The 21,236-nt window shown below is 57.9% G+C and carries 20 protein-coding genes; 8 read left to right on the forward strand and 12 right to left on the reverse strand.

Annotation, left to right across the window (positions count from 1 at the left end; all coding sequences use genetic code 11):
- The first annotated feature begins 132 nt into the window (after positions 1-132).
- Positions 133-1,068, forward strand: coding sequence for a LysR family transcriptional regulator (locus tag ACVKSX_RS15350; protein WP_010253237.1), 936 nt, complete (start codon positions 133-135; stop codon positions 1,066-1,068).
- On the opposite strand, the gene mdcH is transcribed toward ACVKSX_RS15350, so the two are convergent.
- From mdcH to glpD, 9 genes are all read right to left on the reverse strand, one after another.
- The gene (gene mdcH, locus ACVKSX_RS15355) at positions 1,049-1,951 is read right to left on the reverse strand and encodes a malonate decarboxylase subunit epsilon (protein ID WP_207254311.1); all 903 of its coding nucleotides are present in this window, start codon (positions 1,949-1,951) and stop codon (positions 1,049-1,051) included. The two genes, ACVKSX_RS15350 and mdcH, sit on opposite strands and share 20 nt — an antisense overlap.
- Positions 1,948-2,568 (reverse strand): malonate decarboxylase holo-ACP synthase, encoded by a 621-nt coding sequence (locus tag ACVKSX_RS15360; RefSeq protein WP_236352068.1) that lies wholly within the window; start codon positions 2,566-2,568, stop codon positions 1,948-1,950. Before ACVKSX_RS15360 ends, mdcH begins: the two co-directional genes overlap by 4 nt.
- A gap of 1 nt (position 2,569) precedes the next feature.
- Positions 2,570-3,529 carry an AEC family transporter gene (locus tag ACVKSX_RS15365; RefSeq protein WP_010253228.1) on the reverse strand — a complete coding sequence of 320 codons (960 nt, stop codon included), beginning with the start codon at positions 3,527-3,529 and terminating at the stop codon, positions 2,570-2,572.
- A gap of 133 nt (positions 3,530-3,662) precedes the next feature.
- Entirely contained in the window at positions 3,663-4,463 is an 801-nt protein-coding gene (mdcE, locus tag ACVKSX_RS15370) for a biotin-independent malonate decarboxylase subunit gamma (protein ID WP_354439433.1), read from the reverse strand.
- Positions 4,463-5,296 carry a biotin-independent malonate decarboxylase subunit beta gene (locus ACVKSX_RS15375; protein WP_010253223.1) on the reverse strand — a complete coding sequence of 278 codons (834 nt, stop codon included), beginning with the start codon at positions 5,294-5,296 and terminating at the stop codon, positions 4,463-4,465. Before ACVKSX_RS15375 ends, mdcE begins: the two co-directional genes overlap by 1 nt.
- Complete coding sequence (mdcC, locus tag ACVKSX_RS15380) at positions 5,289-5,588, reverse strand: malonate decarboxylase acyl carrier protein (RefSeq protein WP_010253220.1); 300 nt, start codon at positions 5,586-5,588, stop codon at positions 5,289-5,291. The genes ACVKSX_RS15375 and mdcC overlap by 8 nt, the downstream gene beginning before the upstream one ends.
- 8 nt (positions 5,589-5,596) lie before the next feature.
- The gene (locus ACVKSX_RS15385; RefSeq protein WP_354439436.1) at positions 5,597-6,457 is read right to left on the reverse strand and encodes a triphosphoribosyl-dephospho-CoA synthase; all 861 of its coding nucleotides are present in this window, start codon (positions 6,455-6,457) and stop codon (positions 5,597-5,599) included.
- Positions 6,457-8,112 (reverse strand): malonate decarboxylase subunit alpha, encoded by a 1,656-nt coding sequence (gene mdcA, locus ACVKSX_RS15390; RefSeq protein ID WP_010253213.1) that lies wholly within the window; start codon positions 8,110-8,112, stop codon positions 6,457-6,459. The genes ACVKSX_RS15385 and mdcA overlap by 1 nt, the downstream gene beginning before the upstream one ends.
- Before the next feature lie 381 nt (positions 8,113-8,493).
- Positions 8,494-9,999 carry a glycerol-3-phosphate dehydrogenase gene (gene glpD / locus ACVKSX_RS15395; RefSeq protein ID WP_010671548.1) on the reverse strand — a complete coding sequence of 502 codons (1,506 nt, stop codon included), beginning with the start codon at positions 9,997-9,999 and terminating at the stop codon, positions 8,494-8,496.
- Positions 10,000-10,226: 227 nt separating this feature from the next.
- Between glpD and glpE the strand changes: the two genes are divergently transcribed.
- From glpE to malQ, 5 genes are all read left to right on the forward strand, one after another.
- Positions 10,227-10,553 carry a thiosulfate sulfurtransferase GlpE gene (glpE, locus tag ACVKSX_RS15400; RefSeq protein WP_052270778.1) on the forward strand — a complete coding sequence of 109 codons (327 nt, stop codon included), beginning with the start codon at positions 10,227-10,229 and terminating at the stop codon, positions 10,551-10,553.
- Positions 10,554-10,582: 29 nt separating this feature from the next.
- Positions 10,583-11,404, forward strand: a complete 822-nt coding sequence (gene glpG, locus ACVKSX_RS15405) for a rhomboid family intramembrane serine protease GlpG (RefSeq protein WP_010671549.1) — start codon at positions 10,583-10,585, stop codon at positions 11,402-11,404.
- 31 nt (positions 11,405-11,435) lie between these two features.
- The gene (locus ACVKSX_RS15410; RefSeq protein WP_354439439.1) at positions 11,436-12,194 is read left to right on the forward strand and encodes a DeoR/GlpR family transcriptional regulator; all 759 of its coding nucleotides are present in this window, start codon (positions 11,436-11,438) and stop codon (positions 12,192-12,194) included.
- 155 nt (positions 12,195-12,349) lie between these two features.
- Positions 12,350-14,755 (forward strand): maltodextrin phosphorylase, encoded by a 2,406-nt coding sequence (malP, locus tag ACVKSX_RS15415; RefSeq protein WP_187505966.1) that lies wholly within the window; start codon positions 12,350-12,352, stop codon positions 14,753-14,755.
- Between the two features lie 9 nt (positions 14,756-14,764).
- The gene (malQ, locus tag ACVKSX_RS15420) at positions 14,765-16,846 is read left to right on the forward strand and encodes a 4-alpha-glucanotransferase (RefSeq protein WP_354439441.1); all 2,082 of its coding nucleotides are present in this window, start codon (positions 14,765-14,767) and stop codon (positions 16,844-16,846) included.
- A 35-nt stretch (positions 16,847-16,881) separates the two neighbouring features.
- Here the strand turns inward: malQ and nfuA are convergent, their stop codons facing one another.
- Together nfuA and gntX are read right to left on the reverse strand one after the other, a co-directional pair.
- A complete protein-coding gene (nfuA, locus tag ACVKSX_RS15425; RefSeq protein ID WP_010253194.1) occupies positions 16,882-17,457 on the reverse strand; it encodes a Fe-S biogenesis protein NfuA in 576 nt (191 codons plus the stop codon).
- Between the two features lie 58 nt (positions 17,458-17,515).
- Positions 17,516-18,196, reverse strand: coding sequence for a DNA utilization protein GntX (gntX, locus tag ACVKSX_RS15430; RefSeq protein WP_264353451.1), 681 nt, complete (start codon positions 18,194-18,196; stop codon positions 17,516-17,518).
- A gap of 34 nt (positions 18,197-18,230) precedes the next feature.
- On the opposite strand from gntX, the gene bioH reads away from it, so the two are divergent.
- Both bioH and ACVKSX_RS15440 read left to right on the forward strand, forming a co-directional pair.
- Positions 18,231-19,004, forward strand: coding sequence for a pimeloyl-ACP methyl ester esterase BioH (gene bioH, locus ACVKSX_RS15435; protein ID WP_052270782.1), 774 nt, complete (start codon positions 18,231-18,233; stop codon positions 19,002-19,004).
- Between the two features lie 173 nt (positions 19,005-19,177).
- Positions 19,178-19,447 carry a YdgH/BhsA/McbA-like domain containing protein gene (locus ACVKSX_RS15440; RefSeq protein ID WP_010671554.1) on the forward strand — a complete coding sequence of 90 codons (270 nt, stop codon included), beginning with the start codon at positions 19,178-19,180 and terminating at the stop codon, positions 19,445-19,447.
- On the opposite strand, the gene ACVKSX_RS15445 is transcribed toward ACVKSX_RS15440, so the two are convergent.
- Complete coding sequence (locus ACVKSX_RS15445) at positions 19,448-21,133, reverse strand: alpha-amylase family glycosyl hydrolase (protein ID WP_022624034.1); 1,686 nt, start codon at positions 21,131-21,133, stop codon at positions 19,448-19,450. It lies immediately after the preceding gene.
- Positions 21,134-21,236 lie beyond the last annotated feature (103 nt).

Below are 21,236 nucleotides of genomic sequence, written 5' to 3' on the forward strand. Positions count from 1 at the left end.
CTCTTTCAGAAGGTTCAGCCTCTTATCGCCTCTGCCTCCGTAAGTACCTCTTGTGCGAGCCAGATCATTACACCCTGGCTGAGAATCGCTACTATGCGGGAAAGCAAAATGACCCTACAGGCAACAGCAGCAATGAGTGACAACATCAACCAGGAAATTACCTTCCGTAAACTCAGCGTCTTCATGATGTTTATGAGCAAGGGCAATATCGCCCGTACGGCGGAAGCGCTGGCGCTGAGCAGCGTCAGCGTGCATCGCGCACTGCATACGCTGGAAGAGGGCATCGACTGCCCGCTGTTTATCCACAAGGGCCGCAACCTGGTGCCGCTGCCTGCCGCCTGGACGCTGCTGGACTATTGTCGCGACGTGACCACCCTGATGGGCAAAGGCATTGAAGAGGCGCGCAAAGTCGCAGGCATCGGCGGAGGGCGTCTGCGACTTGGCACGCTCTACTCCCTGACGCTGGAGACCATTCCCCGGCTGATCATGGGCATGAAGCTGCGTCGGCCCACGCTGGAGCTCGATCTGACCATGGGTTCCAATCAAATGCTGCTGAATATGCTGGAAGATGACGCGCTGGATGCGATTCTGATCGCCACCGATGACGGCGAACTCAGCGACGCGCATTTTGATGTGATTCCGCTGTTTGAGGACAGGATCTTTCTGGCCACACCGGCCGGTGAGACGCGGGACGGAGCCGGTCCGGTGGATCTGCGTGATTATGCCGACCGTGATTTTGTCTCGCTGGCTGAAGGGTTTGCTACCTATGCCGGTTCGCAGGAGGCGTTCCAGATAGCCGGATTTGAACCGCGCATGGTCACCCAGGTGAATGACATCTTCTCGATGATAAGCCTGGTGCAGGCGGGCGTCGGCCTGGCGCTGATTCCGGGACGGATGAAGAAGGTGTATGAAAACAACATTCAGCTGCTGACGCTCGCTGAGCCTTACCAGATGCGTCAGCAGATCTCGATTGTCTACTCACATCGCCGCGAACGGGATAATGACCTGCTGGCACTGGCGGCAGAAGGGCGGATGTACGCCCGCAGCCTTACTGACTCAGCCGTTTAACCAGATGGAGTGCAACCTCAACGCTGTTGCGCTCCAGACAAATCGCGTCGCCCTGCCAGCCCGCCTGAAGCGTCAGGCCGGTCAGCACATTGCCAGGCGGCATCTCAATCGCCAGTCGGGCATCGCGCTGATTGGCTGAAACCATCGCATCATTCCACTGCACCGTACGCGCCATATTAAAGGCAAGGTCGTCGGCAATCTTCTCCGGCTCCCAAATCACGCGTCCGGTTGAACCACTGAGGTAAGCGCAATGGGGACGGGAAAGGCTGACGGACCCGAATGCGCGCGCCAGTTCTGCGGCGGGCTTATCCAGCAGCGCGCAGTGCGACGGCACGCTCACCGCGAGTTTAATCGCTTTGCTGGCACCGGCATCCAGCGCTTTCTGCGCGACTACCGCCATATCCTCGTTGCGGCCAGCAATCACAATCTGCGTTTCCGCATTCAGGTTGGCGATATAGGTGTTGCTGCCGGGCAGCAGTTTTTCCAGACGACTCAGCGTCAGGCCGGTGATGGCGGTCAGGCCATATCCCTCCGGATAAGCCTGCTCCATCAGATCGCCGCGCAGCGCCACCAGCCGCAGAGCATCACTGAAATCCAGCGCGCCGGAAATCACCGCAGCAGGAAACGCGCCAATCGACAGACCGCTGACGATATCGGGTTTCACCCCACGGCGAATCAGCTCGCGCGCCCAGGCGACACCGCAAATCAGCAGACTGAGCTGCACGGCGCGCGTGTGGCGCAGTGCATCGGCACTGTCGAGCTGGTCAGTCTCGTCACCCAGAACTGCACGCACGCTGTTTAACAGGGCGTCGCCGTCGGGTAGGTGCTGTAACATCCCGGCACGCTGAGTGCCCTGGCCGGGAAAGGTAAAGAGTATTTTCATTGTAGTTCCCTGCTCCAGGGTGAAGCGGTCAGTATCGGCCCGGTAACGGTTTTAACCAGCGCGCGGCCTTCACGCAGCCACTCGCTGAGGGCAAACGCGCCGGACGGCGTTTCTACCTGCGTATCGACCCGACAGGCCAGCATGTCGGTTTGCGCCTGCCAGCGTTGCAGCGCATTGCGCGCCAGTGGCTCTGGCGCGCGAATAACTAAATCAAGATCGCTGGCGGCATGCAGCGTGGGTTGCTGTGTTGCCAGTGCGTAACCGGTACTGCCGGTAATACCCCAGCGCCACGGCCAGTCGTGCTCACTGAGGGCAATCGCCGCGCCGACCGGCGCATAAGCGGTAAACGGCGAGGCAAGCAACTGCGCACGCGCTGCCAGCATCTCCGGCGTGACAACGCGAACGATGTCCGCTGCATTGACCCATCCGGCGGCGCGCTGTTCGCGGCGCTCGCCGCGCACACCCACCGGTATCAGCCCGGTTTCGCTCCTGTCGCGCCGCACCACGACCGGAAGGCCGGGATGCCAGAACTGACTGACCCAGCTCTCACTGATGGCGGCTAAGGCGTTGCCGTCTCGCAGCCAGAGAAGATCGTGGGGGCGCGGTACAGAGCTCATATTACATTCCTGATGTCAGCGTAATGAACAGCGGTAATGACAAAATACAGAGAATAGAGCTGAGCAGCAGCACAGCCTCTGCATCCGGCGACTGCACGCCAAAGCGGTTGCCAAACACCACTCCGAAGAAACCGGCGGAGAGCGCAATCATCAGAATGGCGGTAATGGCCACCGGACCGCTGAGACCCAATGCCAGCACCAGACCCCAGGCGATAAAGGGCTGAATCAGCAGTTTAGTTACCGTGCCGACGCCCACCACCGCGTTGAGTTTCAGTTTGCGTGCCGACAGGATGACACCGGTCAGGAAGAGTGCAGCGGCGGTGGCAGCCAGACCCAGCGGTTTGATGGCGGCCAGCACCAGATCAGGCATTTTAACGCCCAGCGCTGATAACACCACGCCAATCAACGGTCCCAGTACGATCGGTTTTTTCACTGAACGCCACATCAGAATCGGCAGCATGGTCAGGGTTGAACCGTGTTCGGTGCCGTCGGCAAACGCTTTTTCACGTTCCAGAATCAGCAGGCAAAGCGGTGTAAGCAGCACTGAACCACAGGCGATGGAGACCGCTACCGAGAGCGAAGTGGCACCATTTTCACCCAGCACGCTGGCCAGAATGGGCAGGCCCAGCGCGGCGTAATTTGGCAGCGCCACAGTCAGTGTCAGCACAGCCGCATCCTGCGGTGACTTTTTGAAAACTTTTGTAGCCGCGAAATAGACAGCTCCATAGGTAATCCACATTGCGCCGGTAATAACCACAATCAGCGGCCATTGCGCCACGATGCCCGGCCAGGGCGTTTGTACCGTGGCACTGAACAGCGCGGCGGGCAGTGCAAAATCCATGACAAAAATATTCAGCAGAGAGACGTCTTTGTTGTTGACCATTCCTGCCTTACCGGCCCAGAAACCCAGCAGCATGATGACAAAAATCGGAGCAAGGGCATGAACAATTATATAAATCATAAATCACCTGTATTTAAGAAAGAATTTTCTGTTAACAGCGATGTTTATAATTCTGAACACGGCCACTGCCCCGGGGCGCACTTAGCAATGCGCCCCGTCAGACCGGTTTCGGCAGGTTTATTTTTTTATTTAATTACCAGGTTGCGCGCATCCGCTCGCGAACCAGGGAGGAGCTGTGGCGATTGGATGCGCCCAGCCGGTTTTTCAGGCTCGGATCCTGACGCGCATCGCTAATGGCTTTCTGCAACGCGATCTCGACCATCGCCACATCGGCGTCAGAAGGCGCATCGGGATTGGCCACGTTCAGCAGATCGGAGAGCAGACCCAGCGTGGCGAAGTTATTCACGTCATAGGCCATCGGCGGAATGGTCGCCGCCAGTTTCTCCACCGCCTCCACCGAACGCAGCGTGATACGCGCGGCGGACTCTTTACCCATCGCGTGCACCAGTACACCCTGATCGTTGAGCGCAATCAGGCGGTTGGCCTGATAACCGTGCGCCAGGAAGGCACCAGACATCGCTTTGCCAACAATCAGCCCAATCACCGGATGACCCGCAAGGCGTGCTTTGGCATAAGCGCCTGCAGCCCCGGCCAGCGCCTGATGAATACCGAACGCCTCTTCGCGACGACCATAGGCCTGACTCGGCACGTCGATCACCGCCACAATCGGGCGTTTCACGTCGCTGTTCTTGTCCTCTTCCAGCGTTTCATTCACCACTTTCGCCAGCGTCCAGCCTTCCAGCAGACCGACTTCGCCCCTCGCGGCACGCGGATAGTGGTTTTGTGCATCGGGCACCACGGCGATAAAGCGCACGCTTTCGCCATTAAGTTCACCGTCCGCCACCTGGACAGAGGCACACAGGCCGCTGAGGCGCTGCGCATCAGGTGCAAGTTTTTCCAGCCAGATTGCACCGCGGCTGTTTGTCTGGGTCATTATTTATCCTCCCGGGCGAAAAGCTGTTTAATCTGCGCCGTGTCCGCCTGCTGACGGGTGTCGAACTGTGTCAGACGTGGCAGGAAATCGGCATATTTATCGCTGCGGTGCTGCGCAGGAACGCCTTTGGCAATGAAGTCATTCATCGCACTCTTAACCGCATTGACGCCATCACCGACCAGCGCATCGACCAGGCCGCTGGCGTAGCGGATTTCACCGCCGGTCATGCTCCAGATAAACGGGCGATCGCGCGAGTCATACTCTTCAATGCCCGCTTCCTGCTCAATCACCTGCGGACCGTTCAGCCCCAGGCGCGCTTCACGCGTCACAATCAGGTAGCTGCACAGCGCAGCGGCGATGGACATCCCGCCAAAGCAGCCGACGGTACCGGCAATAATGCCGATAACCGGGGTATAGCGGCGCAGATCGACAATCGCGGCATGAATATCGGCAATCGCCGCCAGCCCCAGATTGGCTTCCTGTAAACGCACGCCGCCGGTTTCCAGGCAGAGCACCGCCTGAGTGGGTATTCCATTGCGGTTGTCTTCGGCTGCCAGTTCCAGCGCCGCCGCCATTTTGGCACCGGAGACTTCGCCCATGCTGCCACCCTGGAAAGTGCCTTCAATGGCGATAACGACCGCAGGCTGCCCGTTCAGCGTGCCGCGTGCCACCACCATGCCGTCATCTGACTGTGGGACCACACCCTGCGGGGCCAGCCACGGCGACATGATGCCTTCGAAAGGATCCAGCAGTTCGCGATAGCTGCCGTCGTCCAGCAGTGCACGGGCGCGCTCACGGGCGCGTAATTCAATAAAACTGGCATCGTTACGCATGGCTCACCTCCTCAAAAACCTGTTCAATACGGATACGCGCCACGCCGGGTGTCGCGCCGAAATCGTGAATAATCAGCTTTCCGGCAGGCAGACCGTTGGTTAAATTCAGGCGGTCAAACAGCGCCTTCCAGCGGGCGTCGCTGTTATCCAGTGAGGTGGTGATATCAATGCTAAGCGTTTGTCCTTCAGTTGCGGTGTACAGCACTTCCATATCACCGGAACCAACGACCCCTGCCAGAGCTTTACCGCTGAGTGAGCGGTTAGCAGGTAAAGATAATGTGATGTGTTCCATAATGGCCTCTAGAAATAAGAATGTTCAGGTGAACAGACCCGATCAATGAACAGCGTCGCGGCCAGCAAATCGGCAGCCCCGCCAGGCGAAGCGTTGAGCGACAGCATGCGCTGATCGAGCTGCGCCAGCGCCTTCTGGCCGCCTGCTGTGCGACAGCCGCCAGACAGCAGCACGGCGCATGCTCCCTGCTGCATCGCTTTCAGTCCGGTCATACCGGCCCGTGACAGCACGCAGGTATCGCTGAGCGAGGTCATGATCGCCATCAGCGCATCAAGACGGGCTTCACTTTCACTGGCACCCGTTGCACGACTGGTCAGCAGTTGTGGCAGCGCCAGCTTCATCACGTGAGGAAACGCCTGCTGCGCCTCTTCGCGTGCGCCGGGCACCTGATAGCGATGCGTCGCTTTTAACCCTTTGCTGAACAGTTTTGGCGCGGCGCGGTCCGGCAGGCTGGCCAGCGCGGCTGCGGTGCGGGTCAGCTGGTCGGCACTGGCCGCGCCACCGTGCATGGCTGCAGCACTGACCAGCAGTCCCAGCGCCCAGATCGCACCCCGATGGGTGTTGACGCCGCCGGTTGCCGCCATCATCTGCTGTTCACCGTCACGGCCCAGCCGACCCACCGTTTCGCGCAGGGCAATATCAGCAGGGCGCAGCCAGCTGTGACGGGCCAGCGCCAGAAAGGTCGGCACAAGGCTGTGAGCGGAACGCTCCATCAGCGCCAGCGTCAGGTCCTGATGCGCGCCGTTTCCCCGACTGTCTACCAGACCCGGCTTGGGGCTTAGCCGCGCTTCATCGGTCAGACAATCGCGCGCAATCATCGCCAGCTGGCTGGCCTGCGCCTCGGTTTGAGTCTGCGACAGAAGTTTCATTACCAGCTCCGGAATTTTGCCGGTGGGTTATAAAGACCACCCGACCATTCCACCAGGTCAGAGACGCTGCTGGCGGCGAGCAGTGAGCGGGTCGCATCTGAACGACGAATGCCCATATCTTCCGGATAGACCACTTTGCCGCTTTTACGCAGGGCCGCCACGCGCGCCGCATCGACGCCAAGGCCGATATCGGTGATACCGGCTACCGCAGCGACCATCGCACGGCGCTCTTCAAGGCTTTCCGCGCGATAAAGATAGGCAATACCCTCTTCGGTCAGCACATGGGTGACGTCATCGCCATAAATCATCACCGGTGCCAGCGGCATACCGGTCGATTTCGCCACTTCAACGGCATCTAGCGTTTCAACAAAGGTCGGTTTGGCACCGGCCTGGAAGGTTTCCACCATCTGAACCACCAGTTTTTTACCGCGCTGCATCGGGTCCGGTTCGGTGATCATATTGAGCCATGCAGGCGTGGCATGACGCCGGCCGTGCGGATCGTGACCCATGTTAGGCGCACCGCCGAAACCGGAAAGGCGACCGCGGGTCACGGTTGAGGAGTTTGCCAGGCCATCGACCTGCAGGGTGGCACCGATAAACATATCCACCGCATACTGACCTGCCAGCTGACAGAAGGCGCGGTTAGAGCGCATAGAGCCGTCGCTGCCGGTGAAGAAGATATCGGGACGGGCGCGAATGTACTCTTCCATGCCCAGCTCGCCACCGAAGCAGTGCACGCTCTCAACCCAGCCGCTCTCAATCGCCGGGATCAGCGTCGGATGCGGGTTAAGGGTCCAGTGCTTACAGATTTTGCCTTTCAGGCCGAGTTGTTCGCCGTAGGTAGGCAGCAGCAGTTCGATCGCGGCGGTGTTAAAACCGATACCGTGGTTAAGTGACTGCACCTGATGTTCGGCGTAAATGCCTTTAATCGCCATCATCGCCATCAGGATATGTTCCTGTTTAATCAGGCGCGGATCGCGGGTAAACAGCGGTTCGATAAAGAAAGGTTTATCGGCTACGACGATGTAATCGATCCAGGAGCCGGGAATATCGACGCGGGGCAGGTCGGTCTCGTCATCGACCAGCTCATTTACCTGGGCAATCACGATACCGTCACGGAACGCGGCGGCTTCCACCAGGGCAGGCGTATCTTCAGTACTCGGGCCGGTGTAAAGGTTGCCTTTGCGGTCAGCTTTATAACCGGCAATCAGCGCGACGTTTGGACTCAGATCGACATAGAGGCGGGAATAGAGTTCGATATAGGTGTGGATTGCGCCTATTTCCAGCTGACCATCTTCTAACAACTGAGAAATACGCAGACTTTGCGGACCGGAAAAAGAGAAGTCGAGTTTACGCGCAATGCCTTTTTCGAAAATATCCAGATGCTCACTGCGACCCACGCTCGGCATAATCATATGCAGGTCGTGTACTATCGCCGGATTAACCTCAGCCAGGGTACGTGATAAAAAATCGGCCTGCTTCTGGTTATTCCCTTCCAGTACCACCCGGTCGCCCGGTGCAATCAGTTTTTCAAATGCTTCTACAGCTCTTTCAGTAGGAATGACTTTGCCATCAACAGGGAAGGATGCCAGACGACGCGCTTTTTCACTGCGGCGTGTGTTCCATTCCCGGGCAGGCGTTTGGCCTGTGTTCATTTCAACCTCCTGATTAAAATAACGGTTGTTTCGTTTTTACTGAGGAAAGTTTGTGCTTTCTGATGACGTCGTTCAATTAAGCAAAAAGCCTGAACGTTATATTTACAGTAACAATAGGATGTGAACGTTTTGATATGCGAAGCAGAAAGAGTTGAGTTTAGGCGCTGACCAAAAATGTGATCGCATAAACGGATTTCTGTATAAAAAATGGTTTGAGCCTGGCATTTTTAATAAAAAGTTCGTCGTACAAAAATAAACTCTGCTGCACGCTGAAAAGCGCAACCTGTCGGATCAGCACCAGGATTCACCGACCCGCTATCGCAGACATAAAAAAAGCAGGCCGAAGCCTGCTTTCTGATTCTTTAGTTAGTTACTGTCCGTTTATGATGCCAGCGACAGGGCGGGTTTAGCTTTCGCTGCCAGCCACTCGGTGACTCGCGCCTGCTGCTCTTTGGTCAGCCACATGCCCTGTTTGGTACGACGCCAGATAGCATCATCCAGCTCACGAACCCACTCATGCTGCACCAGGTAGCGTAATTCTGCTTCGTAAAACTCGTGACCGAAGTTCTCGCCCAGATCGTCCAGGCTTTTCGCGCCAGCCAGCAGGGTTTCAGTGCTGCTGCCGTAGGTGCGCGAGAAGTGGCGCGCCATATTTTCACTGATAAACGGATAGCGACGACGCAGGCTGGCCGCATAATCTTCACGGGTGCCGGAGATATTTCCGCCTGGCAACACGCAGTTCTTCGTCCATGCCGGGCCCGCGTTCGGGTAGTACTTCGCCAGTTTCTCCAGCGCATGTTCTGCCAGCTTACGGTAGGTGGTCAGCTTGCCGCCAAATACCGACAGCAGCGGAGCCTGACCATTATCGTCGCGCACATCCAGGGTGTAATCACGGGTGATCGCCTGTGGCGAATCGGATTCGTCATCACACAGCGGACGGACACCGGAATAGGACCAGACGATATCGTCAGCGGTCAGCTGCTTTTTAAAGTGTCCGTTGAACACTTTCAGCAGGTAGTCGGTTTCGCTGTCATCAATATTGACGTTTTTCGGATCGCCTTTGTACTCGACGTCGGTGGTACCGATGATAGAGAACTCATCCATCCACGGGATGACAAACACGATGCGGTTATCTTCGTTCTGCAGAATGTAAGCCTGCTTTTCGGTATGGACGCGTGGCACCACGATGTGGCTGCCCTTGATCAGGCGAATACCGTAAGGTGATTTCAGCTTCAGGCTGTCGTCGAACAGCTGTTTGACCCACGGGCCGGCAGCATTGACCAGGCCTTTCGCCTGCCAGGTAAAGGTTTTACCGCTGTCGACATCTTCCGCTTCGACCTTCCACAGGCCGCCTTCACGCCAGGCACGGGTCACGCGGGTGCGGGTACGGACTTCGCCGCCACGCTTCACGACTTCCTGTGCGTTCAGTACCACCATGCGGGCATCATCGACCCAGCAGTCAGAATATTCGAATCCGCGCGTAATTTCCGGCTTCAGGGCCGAATCCGCGCCAAATCGCAAACTTTTACTGCCTGGCAGACTGGTACGCTTGCCAAGATGGTCATACATAAACAGGCCGGTACGGATCATCCACGCCGGACGCAGATGCGGACGGTGCGGCAGACGGAAGCGCATCGGGAACGCCAGATGCGGAGCCATTTTCAGCAGCACTTCACGCTCGGCCAGTGCTTCACTGACCAGACGGAATTCGTAATGTTCAAGGTAGCGCAAGCCGCCGTGAATCAGTTTTGAACTGGCAGAGGAGGTCGCGCAAGCCAGATCCCGCGCCTCCAGCATTAACACCGACAGTCCGCGTCCTGCAGCGTCTGCTGCAATGCCGGCACCGTTGATGCCGCCGCCGATCACGATCAGGTCTTTGGTTTCCACGTCATCTCCTCCGATGTTCGGAATAGTTCACTAATGTTCGTTTTCGAGCATAATCATAATCGCAAACCAACATTGACGCCAGCTTTTAACCAGGTAAAAACATTTTTGCGTGATATAGCTAACATTCTGCCCACCAAAAAAAACGATAGCCGTAACGATTGTCAGGTTATCGGCGTGGATTCTCGGGTTACACTACGCGCTATTGTGACGCTGTTATGAGAGATCCCATGGAAACGTTCGAATGTATTGATGTGCAGCAGGCGCAGGCGCGTCTGGCGCAGGGTGCGCTGCTGGTAGATATCCGCGATCCGCAAAGTTATGCCCTGGGTCATGCGGCGGGTGCGTTGCATCTGACCAACAGCAACCTCAGCGATTTTGTCACTGGTGCCGATCACAGCCTGCCGGTGCTGGTGATGTGCTATCACGGCAACAGCAGCAAAAGCGCGGCACAATATCTGCTGGGACAGGGCTTCAGCGCGGCGTACAGCATTGATGGCGGCTTTGATGCCTGGCGGGCTGCCTTTCCTCAGCAGGTTGCCCTCGGCAGCGAATAGATTGCCGCTCGTCACATGGAGAGTTACTGATGCGCATTACTCAATTTAATCAGCCCCGCATGGCGCAGGCCTTTGTTGACTACATGGCGACGCGGGGCATCACGCTGCGTATTGAGCATGAAAATCACTACGTCATCATGCTGGATGATGAGAGCAAGATTTCACTGGTCGAAAACGAACTTCAGCAGTTTTTGCACGACCCTAACCATCCGCGTTATCAGGCCGCCAGCTGGCACAGCGGAAAAACTGACAGTGGCCTGCGCTATGAGCGCAGCAATATCTGGGCGAATATCCGTGAGCGTGCCGGTCCGCTGACCATGACGCTGATGGTGCTCTGTATCGCGATATTTATTCTGATGCAGGTCATGGGCGATCGCACCGTGATGGCCTGGCTCTCCTGGCCGGATGCCGATCAGCATCTTCAGGTCTGGCGCTGGTTCAGCCATGCGCTGCTGCACTTTTCACTGCTGCACATTCTGTTTAATCTGATGTGGTGGTGGTATCTGGGCGGCGCGGTTGAGAAGCGACTTGGCAGCGGCAAACTCTTTGTCATCCTGCTGATTTCGGCTCTGCTCAGCGGCTGGCTGCAGGCGAAGTTCAGCGGCATCTGGTTTGGTGGCCTGTCGGGCGTGGTCTATGCCCTGATGGGTTACTGCTGGCTGCGCGGGGAGCGCGATCCCGACAGCGGCGTCTATCTTGAACGGGGATTGATCGGTTTTGCGCTGGTCTGGCTGGTGATTGGCTGGTTTGGCGTCTTTGGTCTGGCTATTGCCAACGCGGCGCACGTCGCCGGTCTGGTGGTCGGACTGGCGATGGCGCTGGTGGATACGCGTAAAGTCACGCGTCGTTAGACAGGGTTATGCGGGTTAACAGGAGAGGAACGTGAAGCAGACGCAACGTCATGACGCGATTATCGATTTAGTCCGTCGTCAGGGATATGTCAGTACTGAGGAGCTGGTGGATCATTTTGAGGTCAGCCCGCAAACCATTCGTCGCGATCTCAACGATCTGGCCGATCAGAACAAAATTCAGCGTCACCACGGCGGCGCGGCGCTTCCCTCCAGCTCTGAGAATACCGCCTGGCACGACCGTAAAATGATGTGGTCAGCGGAAAAAGCGCGGATTGCCCAGCGCGTGGCCAGCCAGATCCCGGATGGTGCCACGCTGTTTATCGATATCGGCACCACGCCGGAAGCGGTGGCGCATGCGCTGCTCAACCACAGCGATTTGCGCGTGGTCACCAATAACCTTAACGTCGCCATGCTGCTGATGGATAAACCCGATTTCCGGGTCATTATCGCGGGTGGTGAAGTGCGGACCCGCGATGGCGCGGTAATGGGTGAAGCGACGCTCGACTTTATTTCTCAGTTCCGGCTCGACTACGGCATTCTGGGGATCAGCGGCGTCGATATGGATGGTTCGCTGCTGGAGTTTGACTATCACGAAGTCCGCACCAAGCGCGCCATCATTGAAAATTCACGCTGCGTGATGCTGGTGGTGGATCACTCGAAGTTTGGCCGTAACGCGATGGTCAACCTCGGCAACATGAGTCTGCTTGACTACCTCTACACCGACAAAACGCCGCCTGCCAGCGTAATGAAGGTGATTGAGCAGCATGAGGTTCACCTCGAACTCTGCTGATTCCTGCCACGCCAGCCTCCCGGCTGGCGTTTTTCTTTGATTGCTGTCGCTTTTTTCCTCACTCCCGTCTTTACTTAACGGTTGCTGGCACCCGGTTGCCAGCCCGTGCGCTTTCTATTTTTGCTTCACCTCATTGCGTAACAGAAGGGAGTGATATGCCGCAGCAAAAATTTAATAAAGCCCGTTTTAATGCCGCCTTTACCCGCCAGTGGCAACAGTTAAGTCTCCGTTCCGCCCAGCAGATGACCCCGCACCAGGCGTGGCAGGCGGTCAGCGCGGCGCTGGCGGAGCTACTGGACGCACAACCGGCACCGCGTCCGGCTGTGCAGCAGCGTCACGTTAATTACCTCTCGATGGAGTTTCTGATTGGCCGTCTGACCGGCAACAACCTGCTCAATCTCGGCTGGTATAACGACGTCAAAGCGGCGCTGGCTGAGCACGAGTTCGATTTAACGGAACTGCTGGAGCAGGAGGTCGATCCGGCGCTGGGCAACGGCGGGCTGGGACGACTGGCCGCCTGCTACATGGATTCGATGGCAACGGTGGGGCAGTCCGCCACCGGCCACGGACTGAACTACCAGTATGGCCTGTTCCGCCAGTCTTTCGATGATGGTCAGCAGATTGAAGCGCCCGATGACTGGCAGCGTGAGCGCTATCCCTGGTTCCGCCACAACGCGGCGCTGGATGTGGAAGTCGCGATGGGGGGCCGGGTAGAAAAGCAGGAAAACGGCGGCGTACGCTGGCTGCCCGATTTTACGCTGCGCGGCGAGGCCTGGGATTTGCCGGTGACCGGCTACCGCAACGGCGTGACGCTGCCGCTGCGTCTGTGGCAGGCCGTGAGTGCGCATCCTTTTGATCTCACGGCGTTTAATGACGGCAATTTTCTGCAGGCGGAGCAGCCGGGCATCGAGGCGGCAAAACTGACCAAAGTGCTCTATCCCAATGACAACCATCAGGCCGGCAAGCGGCTGCGCCTGATGCAGCAATATTTCCAGTGCGCCTGTGCGGTGGCGGATATCCTGCGTCGTCACCATCTGGCGGGACGCAGTATTCACAGCCTGCCTGACTTCGAAGTGATTCAGCTTAACGATACACATCCCACCATCGCCATCCCGGAGATGCTGCGCGTGCTGCTGGATGAGCATCAGCTGAGCTGGGATGAGGCGTGGCAGATCACCAGCCGGTTGTTTGCCTACACCAACCACACGCTGATGCCGGAGGCGCTGGAGCGCTGGGATGAGAAGCTGATGCGCAGTCTGCTGCCGCGCCATATGCTGATCATCAAAGAGATCAACCAGCGGCTGAAAAAGCAGGTGAAGCAGCGCTGGCCGGATGACAAAGCGATGTGGCACAAGCTGGCGGTGGTCGCTGACGGTCAGGTGCGGATGGCGAATCTCTGCGTCGTCAGCGGGTTTGCGGTCAACGGTGTGGCGGCGCTGCACTCAAGCCTGGTGGTCAGCGATCTTTTCCCGGAATATCACCAGCTCTGGCCGCAGAAATTCCACAACGTCACCAACGGCATCACGCCGCGCCGCTGGCTGAAGCAGTGTAATCCGGCGCTGGCCGGGCTGATTGATGAGACGCTGAAAACCGAGTGGGCCAATAACCTTGAGGCGTTAAGCGGTCTGGAGGCCTATGCCGACGATCAGGCGTTTCGTCAGCGCTATCGCAGCATCAAACAGCAGAATAAAGCGCAGCTCACAGAGTATATCGCCCGCCACACGGGGATTATCGTGAACCCGGCCGCGCTGTTCGATGTGCAGATCAAACGGCTGCATGAGTACAAGCGCCAGCACCTCAGCCTGCTGCATATCCTCTACTGCTATCAGAAGCTCTGTCATAACCCGGAGGATGTCACCTTTACGCCACGGGTGTTCCTGTTCGGGGCCAAAGCTGCGCCCGGCTATTACCTCGCCAAAAATATCATTTACGCTATTAACAAGGTGGCGGAGGTGGTGAACAACGATCCACGGGTCGGTGATCGACTCAAAGTGGTGTTTATCCCGGACTACCGCATCACCGTGGCCGAACTGATGATCCCGGCGGCCGATCTCTCAGAGCAGATCTCCACCGCCGGATATGAAGCCTCCGGCACCGGCAACATGAAGCTGGCATTGAACGGTGCGCTGACGATTGGCACGCTGGATGGCGCCAATGTCGAGATTGCCGAACAGGTGGGTGAGGAGAATATCTTTATCTTCGGTCACACCGTGGATGAGGTCAAAGCGCTTAAGGCGAAAGGCTATAACCCGAAAAAGGTGCGTAAGCAGAACAAGCCGCTGGACGATCTACTGAAATCGCTGGAGAAGGGCAAATTCAGCAACGGGGATAAACATGCGTTTGACCTGATGCTGGAGAGCCTGACGAAACATGGCGATCCCTGGCTGGTGCTGGCCGATTTCCAGGCCTATATCGAGGCGCAGCAACGGGTGGAAGCCCTGTGGCGCGACCCGGAAGGCTGGACCCGCGCCGCCATCCTCAATACGGCACGAACCGGCATGTTCAGTTCGGACCGGTCAATTCGTGACTATCAGCAACGTATCTGGCAGGCACCGCGCTAAGGAGCAGCAATGAAGCAACATTCACTCGGTCAGGCCGCCCGTGCCGCGGGAATTTCACTGGACTACATCAACGTCAATGGCGAGAAAGAGGCGATCAGCGATGAGACCCTGCAGGCGCTGCTGGCGGTGATGGATGATCCGCAGGACGCAAAAAAATCGCCGCTGCCGCCGGTCGCGGTGTTCAGCGGCAGTGGCAAGCGACAGCTGACGCCACAGGGCAGCGGCGTTTACCGCTGGCAGTTGCAGACTGAAAAGGGCAAACAGCACAGCGGCGAGTTAACCGCCGGTGAGCCTTTTACGCTGCCTGGCCCGCTGGCGCAGGGGTACCACCAGCTCACACTCAGTAAGGGCAAAAAAAGCTGGCAGACGCGGCTTATCGTCGCGCCGCGCCGCTGCTATCTGCCTCCGGCGCTGGAGGCGGGGAAAAAACGCTGGGGTGCGCTGGTGCAGCTCTACACCGTGCGCTCTGAACAGAACTGGGGCATCGGCGACTTCGGCGATCTCGACCAGCTGCTGGTGCAGCTGGCTGAACGCGGTGGCGATTTCGTCGGGCTGAATCCGCTGCATGCGCTCTATCCTGCCAGCGCCGGTTTCGCCAGTCCGTATAGCCCGTCGTCGCGCCGCTGGCTGAACGTAATCTATATCGACGTCAGTCAGGTGGCCGATTTTCAGCAAAGCGCGGCGGCACAGAAGTGGTGGAAAAGCGCCAGAACCCGGAAGGCGCTGACCGAAGCGCGTGAGGCGGAGCTGGTTGACTACGAGGCCGTAATGGCGCTTAAGCTCGCTGCGCTGCGGCACGCCTGGGCACACTTTCAGACGCGAGACAGCCAGAGCGAAGAGCATCAATCCTGGGCGGCCTTTGTGCGTGAAGGCGGCGACAGCCTGCGTTATCAGGCCGCCTACGACGGCATACAGCTGGAGCGGCGGGCAGATAAGGCGCAGCAGGGCGGCTGGCCTGCGTGGCCGGAAGGGTGGCGCAACAGCCAGTTGCCGGAGGTGCAGCAGTGGTGTGCACAGCATGAAGAGGAGATCGCTTTCTGGCAGTGGCTGCAATGGCTGGCGCAGCAGCAGTTCTCTGGCTGCTGGACGCACAGTCAGGCGCTGGGCATGAGCGTCGGACTCTATCGTGACCTGGCAGTGGGCGTGGCGGAAGGCAGCGCGGAAACCTGGCACGACCCGGAGCTTTACCGCCTCAAGGCCTCGGTGGGTGCGCCGCCTGACCGTCTCGGTCCGCTGGGACAAAACTGGGGCTTACCGCCGATGGATCCGCATGTCATGAAGGCGCGCGGCTACCAGCCATTTATCGACATGCTGCGCGCCAACATGCGCGACTGCGGCGCGCTGCGCATCGACCATGTGATGTCACTGCTGCGTCTGTGGTGGGTGCCTGCCGGGGAGACGGCGGATAAAGGCGCCTATGTGGCCTATCCGGTCAACGATCTGCTGGGCATCCTGGCGCTGGAAAGCCACCGGCTGCGCTGCATGGTGATTGGTGAAGACCTTGGCACTGTGCCCCAGGAGATTGTCAGCCTGCTGCGTAAAAGTGGCGTCTTTTCATGGAAGGTGCTCTGGTTTGAGCAGGAGAAGGATGAGCGCTATCGCGCGCCGCAGGACTATCCGCGCCAGTCTATCGCCAGCGCCAGCACGCACGATCTGCCTACGCTGACCGGCTTCTGGGAGCAGGGCGACCTGGCGCTGGGGGAGAAGATTGGCCTCTATCCGGGCGATGCGGTGAAAGCGTTACATCAGCAGCGCGCCGCGCAGAAGCAGGCGCTGCTGGATGCGCTGCATCAGGCGGGTGCGTTACCGGCACGCAGCCAGAAGAAGGCAGAGAAGCTCACCATGACGCCTGCGCTGAATCGGGCAATACATCGCTTCCTGGCGGATACCGACAGTGCGCTGCTTGGCCTGCAGCCTGAGGACTGGCTTGGCATGACCACGCCGGTCAACGTCCCGGGCACGGTGGAGCAGTACCCTAACTGGCGACGCAAGCTGAGCAAAACGCTGGAGGAGATCTTTGCGGACAAGGAAGTGAATGCACTGCTGAAGGTGGTCAGCCAGCAGCGTCAGTCAGGAGAGAAAGAGCAATAACAGAAGCGCGGCAGCCATGCTGCCGCGCTTAATCATCAGTAGAACGAGTGTTCACCGCGCTGATGCTCAGTAATATCCCGCACGCCTTTGAGTTCCGGGAAGGCGGCCAGCAGCTCTTTCTCGATACCATCTTTCAGGGTCACGTCGATCATCGAACAGCCGTTACAGCCGCCGCCAAACTGCAGAATGGCGTAGCCCTCATCGGTGATCTCCATCAGCGACACGCGACCGCCATGGCCGGCCAGCTGTGGGTTGATCTGCGCCTGAAGCAGATACTCAACGCGCTCAACCATTGGCGCATCATCAGAGACTTTACGCATTTTGGCATTCGGCGCTTTCAGCGTCAGCTGTGAACCAAGATTGTCGGTAACGAAGTCAATTTCAGCATCTTCCAGATACGGCTTGCTCAGTTCATCAACGTAAGCAGAGAGCTTTTCGAACTTCAGTTCGGTGTCAGTAGCTTCAACGGCATCGGGCGGACAGTAAGAGACGCCACACTCGGCTGTTGGCGTACCCGGGTTAATCACGAATACGCGAATCTGGGTGCCATCTTCTTGTTTGGATAGCAGTTTAGAAAAATGTTCCTGGGCAGAGTCAGTAATTCGGATCATGTCGATTGCTCAATAGTTGACTAATTTAGTTGGTTATAATACGCCCATCAAAGACGCTCTACAAGGTACGGCACAGGCACCAGACCTGCACGCTGGCGGCACCCTGGGCCATTAACAGGCGGCTGATTTCATCTACCGTACTGCCGGTGGTAATGACGTCATCCAGCAGAGCGATATGGCGTCCCTGCACCACCATTTCAAGGCAGAAAGCACCCCGTAAGTTGGTGCGGCGCTGGCGGGCGCTGAGCTGATGCTGTAATGCGCCCCCGCGCTTGCGGGAAAGACCTTCGCGCCATTCACATCCCAGCCAGTGCGCCAGCGGTTCGGCCAGCAGTACCGTCTGATTAAAGCCGCGCTGCCAGCGTCGTCGCCGATGCAGCGGAACCGGCAGCAGCAGATCGGGACGCGGCACACTGCCACGCCGGTAAACATTAAGCCAGCTTAGCAAAAGCAGCCGCGCCAGCATCACCCTGAGTGCGGTTATGTGAGAAAATTTAAGCTGGTTAACCCACTGGCTGAACGGCGGACAATAGTCATTGACGCAGACCAGCGCCTGCCAGGCGGGCGGTTTAAGCTGGCAGCGGCCGCAGGCGACCTTTGCTGAACCTGCCGGCAATCCGCAGCGTGGACAGAGCAGCGGTAACGGCGGTAATCCGCGCAGACATAAGCTGCAGATGCCATGCCGGGCTATCCGCAACGGCATCCGGCATAGCCAACACAGGGCGGGCATTGCTAGCATAGCGACCTCCTTATCATTTTCGGGATAGTAACTGATGACGTCGCTCTACTGGCACACCTGCGGAGAAGGAAAACGCGATCTTGTGCTGCTGCACGGATGGGGACTGAATGCCGAAGTCTGGCAAAGCATCATTCCGCGACTCAGCGCGCACTATCGCCTGCATCTGGTCGATCTGCCCGGCTATGGCCGCAGCCAGCATTTCGGTGCGCTGACGCTGGAGCAGATGGCAGCGCAATTGCTGCCTGCGCTGCCACCACAGGCGATTGTGGTGGGCTGGTCGCTGGGCGGACTGGTGGCCACGCAGCTGGCGCTGAGTGCGCCAGAAAAACTGGCTGCATTGATCACCGTTGCCTCGTCGCCCTGTTTCACCGCCACAGAGAGCTGGCCCGGTATTAAACCGGAGACGCTGCAGAACTTTCAGCAGATGCTCAGCAACGATTTCCAGCGCACGGTGGAGCGCTTTCTGGCGCTGCAGACGCTGGGTACCGAAACGGCTCGCGCCGATGCGCGGCAGCTGAAAGAGGTGGTGCTGTCGCAGCCGATGCCGGAGGTGGCGGTGCTGGATGGCGGACTGGATATTCTGCGCCAGGTCGATCTGCGCGACGCGTTACCGCAGATTACGCTGCCGTTCCTGCGACTCTATGGCGCGTTAGATGGACTGGTGCCGCGCCGGATTGCGGCGGAGATAGATGAAATGTTGCCAGCATCGCCCTCAGTGGTTATCGAAAAAGCCGCACATGCGCCTTTTATTTCCCATCCTGAGCGCTTTTGCCAGCATATTGTTAATTTTATCAGTAATCTGCCGTGATAATGACGCTTTGAACTGGCAAAATCGCAGACAGCAGCAATACTTCTCTCTGTGAGCGAGGCCGTTGCAATTTTATGTGATTAGTCATGGAAATGACTATGCCGTTCCATACTGCCTTACGCGTTTAGCGGCTGCTTACATCTCACAATGGATCATGAATGAGGGTAAACATAATGAAGGTTTTTAAATGGGTTGTGGCTTCAATGATGATGGGCGCGATTTCATTTTCTGCGATGGCAGCGAAAGAAGTCACCCAGGAAGAAGTTAAAACAATGAACCTGCAAAAGATCGGCAACGTTAACACCACGGCGGAAACCACCTCGCCAATGGATGCTAAGAAAGTGTTGTCGAAGCTCGCTGACGAAAAGGGCGGTAAATACTACCGCGTGATCGCAGGCCGCGAACACGGTAAATTCAGCGCAACGGCTGAAGTCTACAAGTAATTAACGTAGCCACATGAACTGCCAGGCATCCAGCTTAACCGGCTGGGTGCCATCAATTTTCTCTCCGCTCACCACATCCTGCAACGTATGCGCCACCGGTAATTGCGTCTCCACTGACCGTCCACTGAGATTAAATACGCACAGCAGCCCGTCACCGCTTTCTGGCTGATGACGTCTGAGCACCAGCACGGCGTTTTCACTCTCATAAAGCGTCATCGGATTATCCGGGTGAAACGCAGGCTGGCGACGACGCAGCTGAATCAGCTGGCCGAGCCGCGTATAGACCTGCTGGCGCAGCCAGTTACCGCCCGCCAGATCCGCTTCTATCTGCTGTAAATCATACTTCTGCCGATTAATCGCCCGGTTGTGTCCGGCGGCGCGCACGCCATCGTAATGGTTACGACCACCCAGAATGCTCTGGATATAGATGGCAGGCACGCCGGGAAAGACCAGCAGAATCGCATGGGCCAGCAAAAAACGTTTCAGCCGCGTGGCGTCATCGTCATCTTCACGGTTGAGCGCATCCAGATAGGTGACGTTGATTTCATAGGGGCTGGTGGTGCCGTCAGGGTTGTTTTTATAGGAGACCAGCGCGCCTTCCAGCGCCAGATCGCGCACCAGCGCCACAATCTCCACTTCAGACAAAATGCCGCGCGCCGGATTAAGGCCGATGCCGTCGTGTGACGCCAGAAAGTTGAAAAAGGTGGTGTCGTTGCTGCTGAGATCCAGAGCGCTCGCCCACTGCCGCAGTGCGCGCGCCGAGCCGGTGTGAATCGCATGCAGCACCAGCGGCGGCAGCGAAAACTGATAGACCATCTGCGCCTCATCGTGCCCGTTGCCCAGATAGCTGATGTTGTCCTGATGCGGCACGTTGGTCTCGGTGATAATCACCGTGCCTGGCGCAACCTGGTCGGCAATAGCGCGAAATAGCTTCACCAGCTGATGGGTCTTTTCCAGATGAATACAGCGCGTGCCGGGCGTTTTCCACATATAGCCGACCGCATCAAGACGCACATAGTCAGCGCCGCGTTTCAGGTAGTCGAGCAGCACATTGACCATGCGCAGCAGCACCTCAGGATTGGCAAAGTTGAGGTCGATCTGATCAGCGCTGAAGGTGGTCCAGATAAAGCGGGTTTCGCCATCCGCCATTTTAAACGGCGTCAGCAGCGGCGAGGTGCGCGGACGCGTCACGGCGCTGAGATCGGTGGCGGGCGGCATACTGATAAAGAAATCGTCCCAGCCGGGATCCTGCGCCAGGAAGTGGCTGAACCAGGCGCTGTGTGCCGACATATGGTTGCAGACAAAATCGAACATCAGCCGTGTTTCCTGATGCAGCCGCGCAATGTCCTGCCAGTCGCCGCACAGCGGATCGACCTGATGGTAATCAATCACCGAAAAGCCGTCATCGGACGACCAGGGGAAAAAGGGCAGCAGGTGAACCAGCGGAAACGTGGATTGCAGGTGCTGCTGATAGAACCGGGAAAAGGTGCTGAGCGTGGGTTTATCGGCTTCGCGAAACTGATCTGCATAGGTGATCAGCACCACATCCTGCTCATCCCAGTGTGCCTTGCGCGGCAGCTTAATGGCCTCGCGGGCGGTGGCGATGTCAGCCAGCAGGCGCGCAAAGGTCGCCTCCGGAAATGTGCCAGCATAAATCTTATCAATCAGATCGGTGATCGTTTCCATCGTGAATTGGGTGCCACAGCAGGTGTTGTTTTTATGACAGGCGTCTTTTTAGCGTAGCGCGATGGCGGGGATTTTCAACCGGGGAGAAGGGCGTGAAGTGGGG

The sequence above is a fragment of the Pantoea sp. PvP021 genome (assembly GCF_054056055.1).

Coding starts and splice junctions, on each gene's coding strand:
- ACVKSX_RS15350 (WP_010253237.1), top strand. CDS start 133: ATGAGTGACAACATCAACCAGGAAATTACCTTCCGTAAACTCAGCGTC.
- mdcH (WP_207254311.1), bottom strand. CDS start 1,951: ATGAAAATACTCTTTACCTTTCCCGGCCAGGGCACTCAGCGTGCCGGG.
- ACVKSX_RS15360 (WP_236352068.1), bottom strand. CDS start 2,568: ATGAGCTCTGTACCGCGCCCCCACGATCTTCTCTGGCTGCGAGACGGC.
- ACVKSX_RS15365 (WP_010253228.1), bottom strand. CDS start 3,529: ATGATTTATATAATTGTTCATGCCCTTGCTCCGATTTTTGTCATCATG.
- mdcE (WP_354439433.1), bottom strand. CDS start 4,463: ATGACCCAGACAAACAGCCGCGGTGCAATCTGGCTGGAAAAACTTGCA.
- ACVKSX_RS15375 (WP_010253223.1), bottom strand. CDS start 5,296: ATGCGTAACGATGCCAGTTTTATTGAATTACGCGCCCGTGAGCGCGCC.
- mdcC (WP_010253220.1), bottom strand. CDS start 5,588: ATGGAACACATCACATTATCTTTACCTGCTAACCGCTCACTCAGCGGT.
- ACVKSX_RS15385 (WP_354439436.1), bottom strand. CDS start 6,457: ATGAAACTTCTGTCGCAGACTCAAACCGAGGCGCAGGCCAGCCAGCTG.
- mdcA (WP_010253213.1), bottom strand. CDS start 8,112: ATGAACACAGGCCAAACGCCTGCCCGGGAATGGAACACACGCCGCAGT.
- glpE (WP_052270778.1), top strand. CDS start 10,227: ATGGAAACGTTCGAATGTATTGATGTGCAGCAGGCGCAGGCGCGTCTG.
- glpG (WP_010671549.1), top strand. CDS start 10,583: ATGCGCATTACTCAATTTAATCAGCCCCGCATGGCGCAGGCCTTTGTT.
- malP (WP_187505966.1), top strand. CDS start 12,350: ATGCCGCAGCAAAAATTTAATAAAGCCCGTTTTAATGCCGCCTTTACC.
- malQ (WP_354439441.1), top strand. CDS start 14,765: ATGAAGCAACATTCACTCGGTCAGGCCGCCCGTGCCGCGGGAATTTCA.
- nfuA (WP_010253194.1), bottom strand. CDS start 17,457: ATGATCCGAATTACTGACTCTGCCCAGGAACATTTTTCTAAACTGCTA.
- gntX (WP_264353451.1), bottom strand. CDS start 18,196: ATGCTAGCAATGCCCGCCCTGTGTTGGCTATGCCGGATGCCGTTGCGG.
- bioH (WP_052270782.1), top strand. CDS start 18,231: ATGACGTCGCTCTACTGGCACACCTGCGGAGAAGGAAAACGCGATCTT.
- ACVKSX_RS15440 (WP_010671554.1), top strand. CDS start 19,178: ATGAAGGTTTTTAAATGGGTTGTGGCTTCAATGATGATGGGCGCGATT.
- ACVKSX_RS15445 (WP_022624034.1), bottom strand. CDS start 21,133: ATGGAAACGATCACCGATCTGATTGATAAGATTTATGCTGGCACATTT.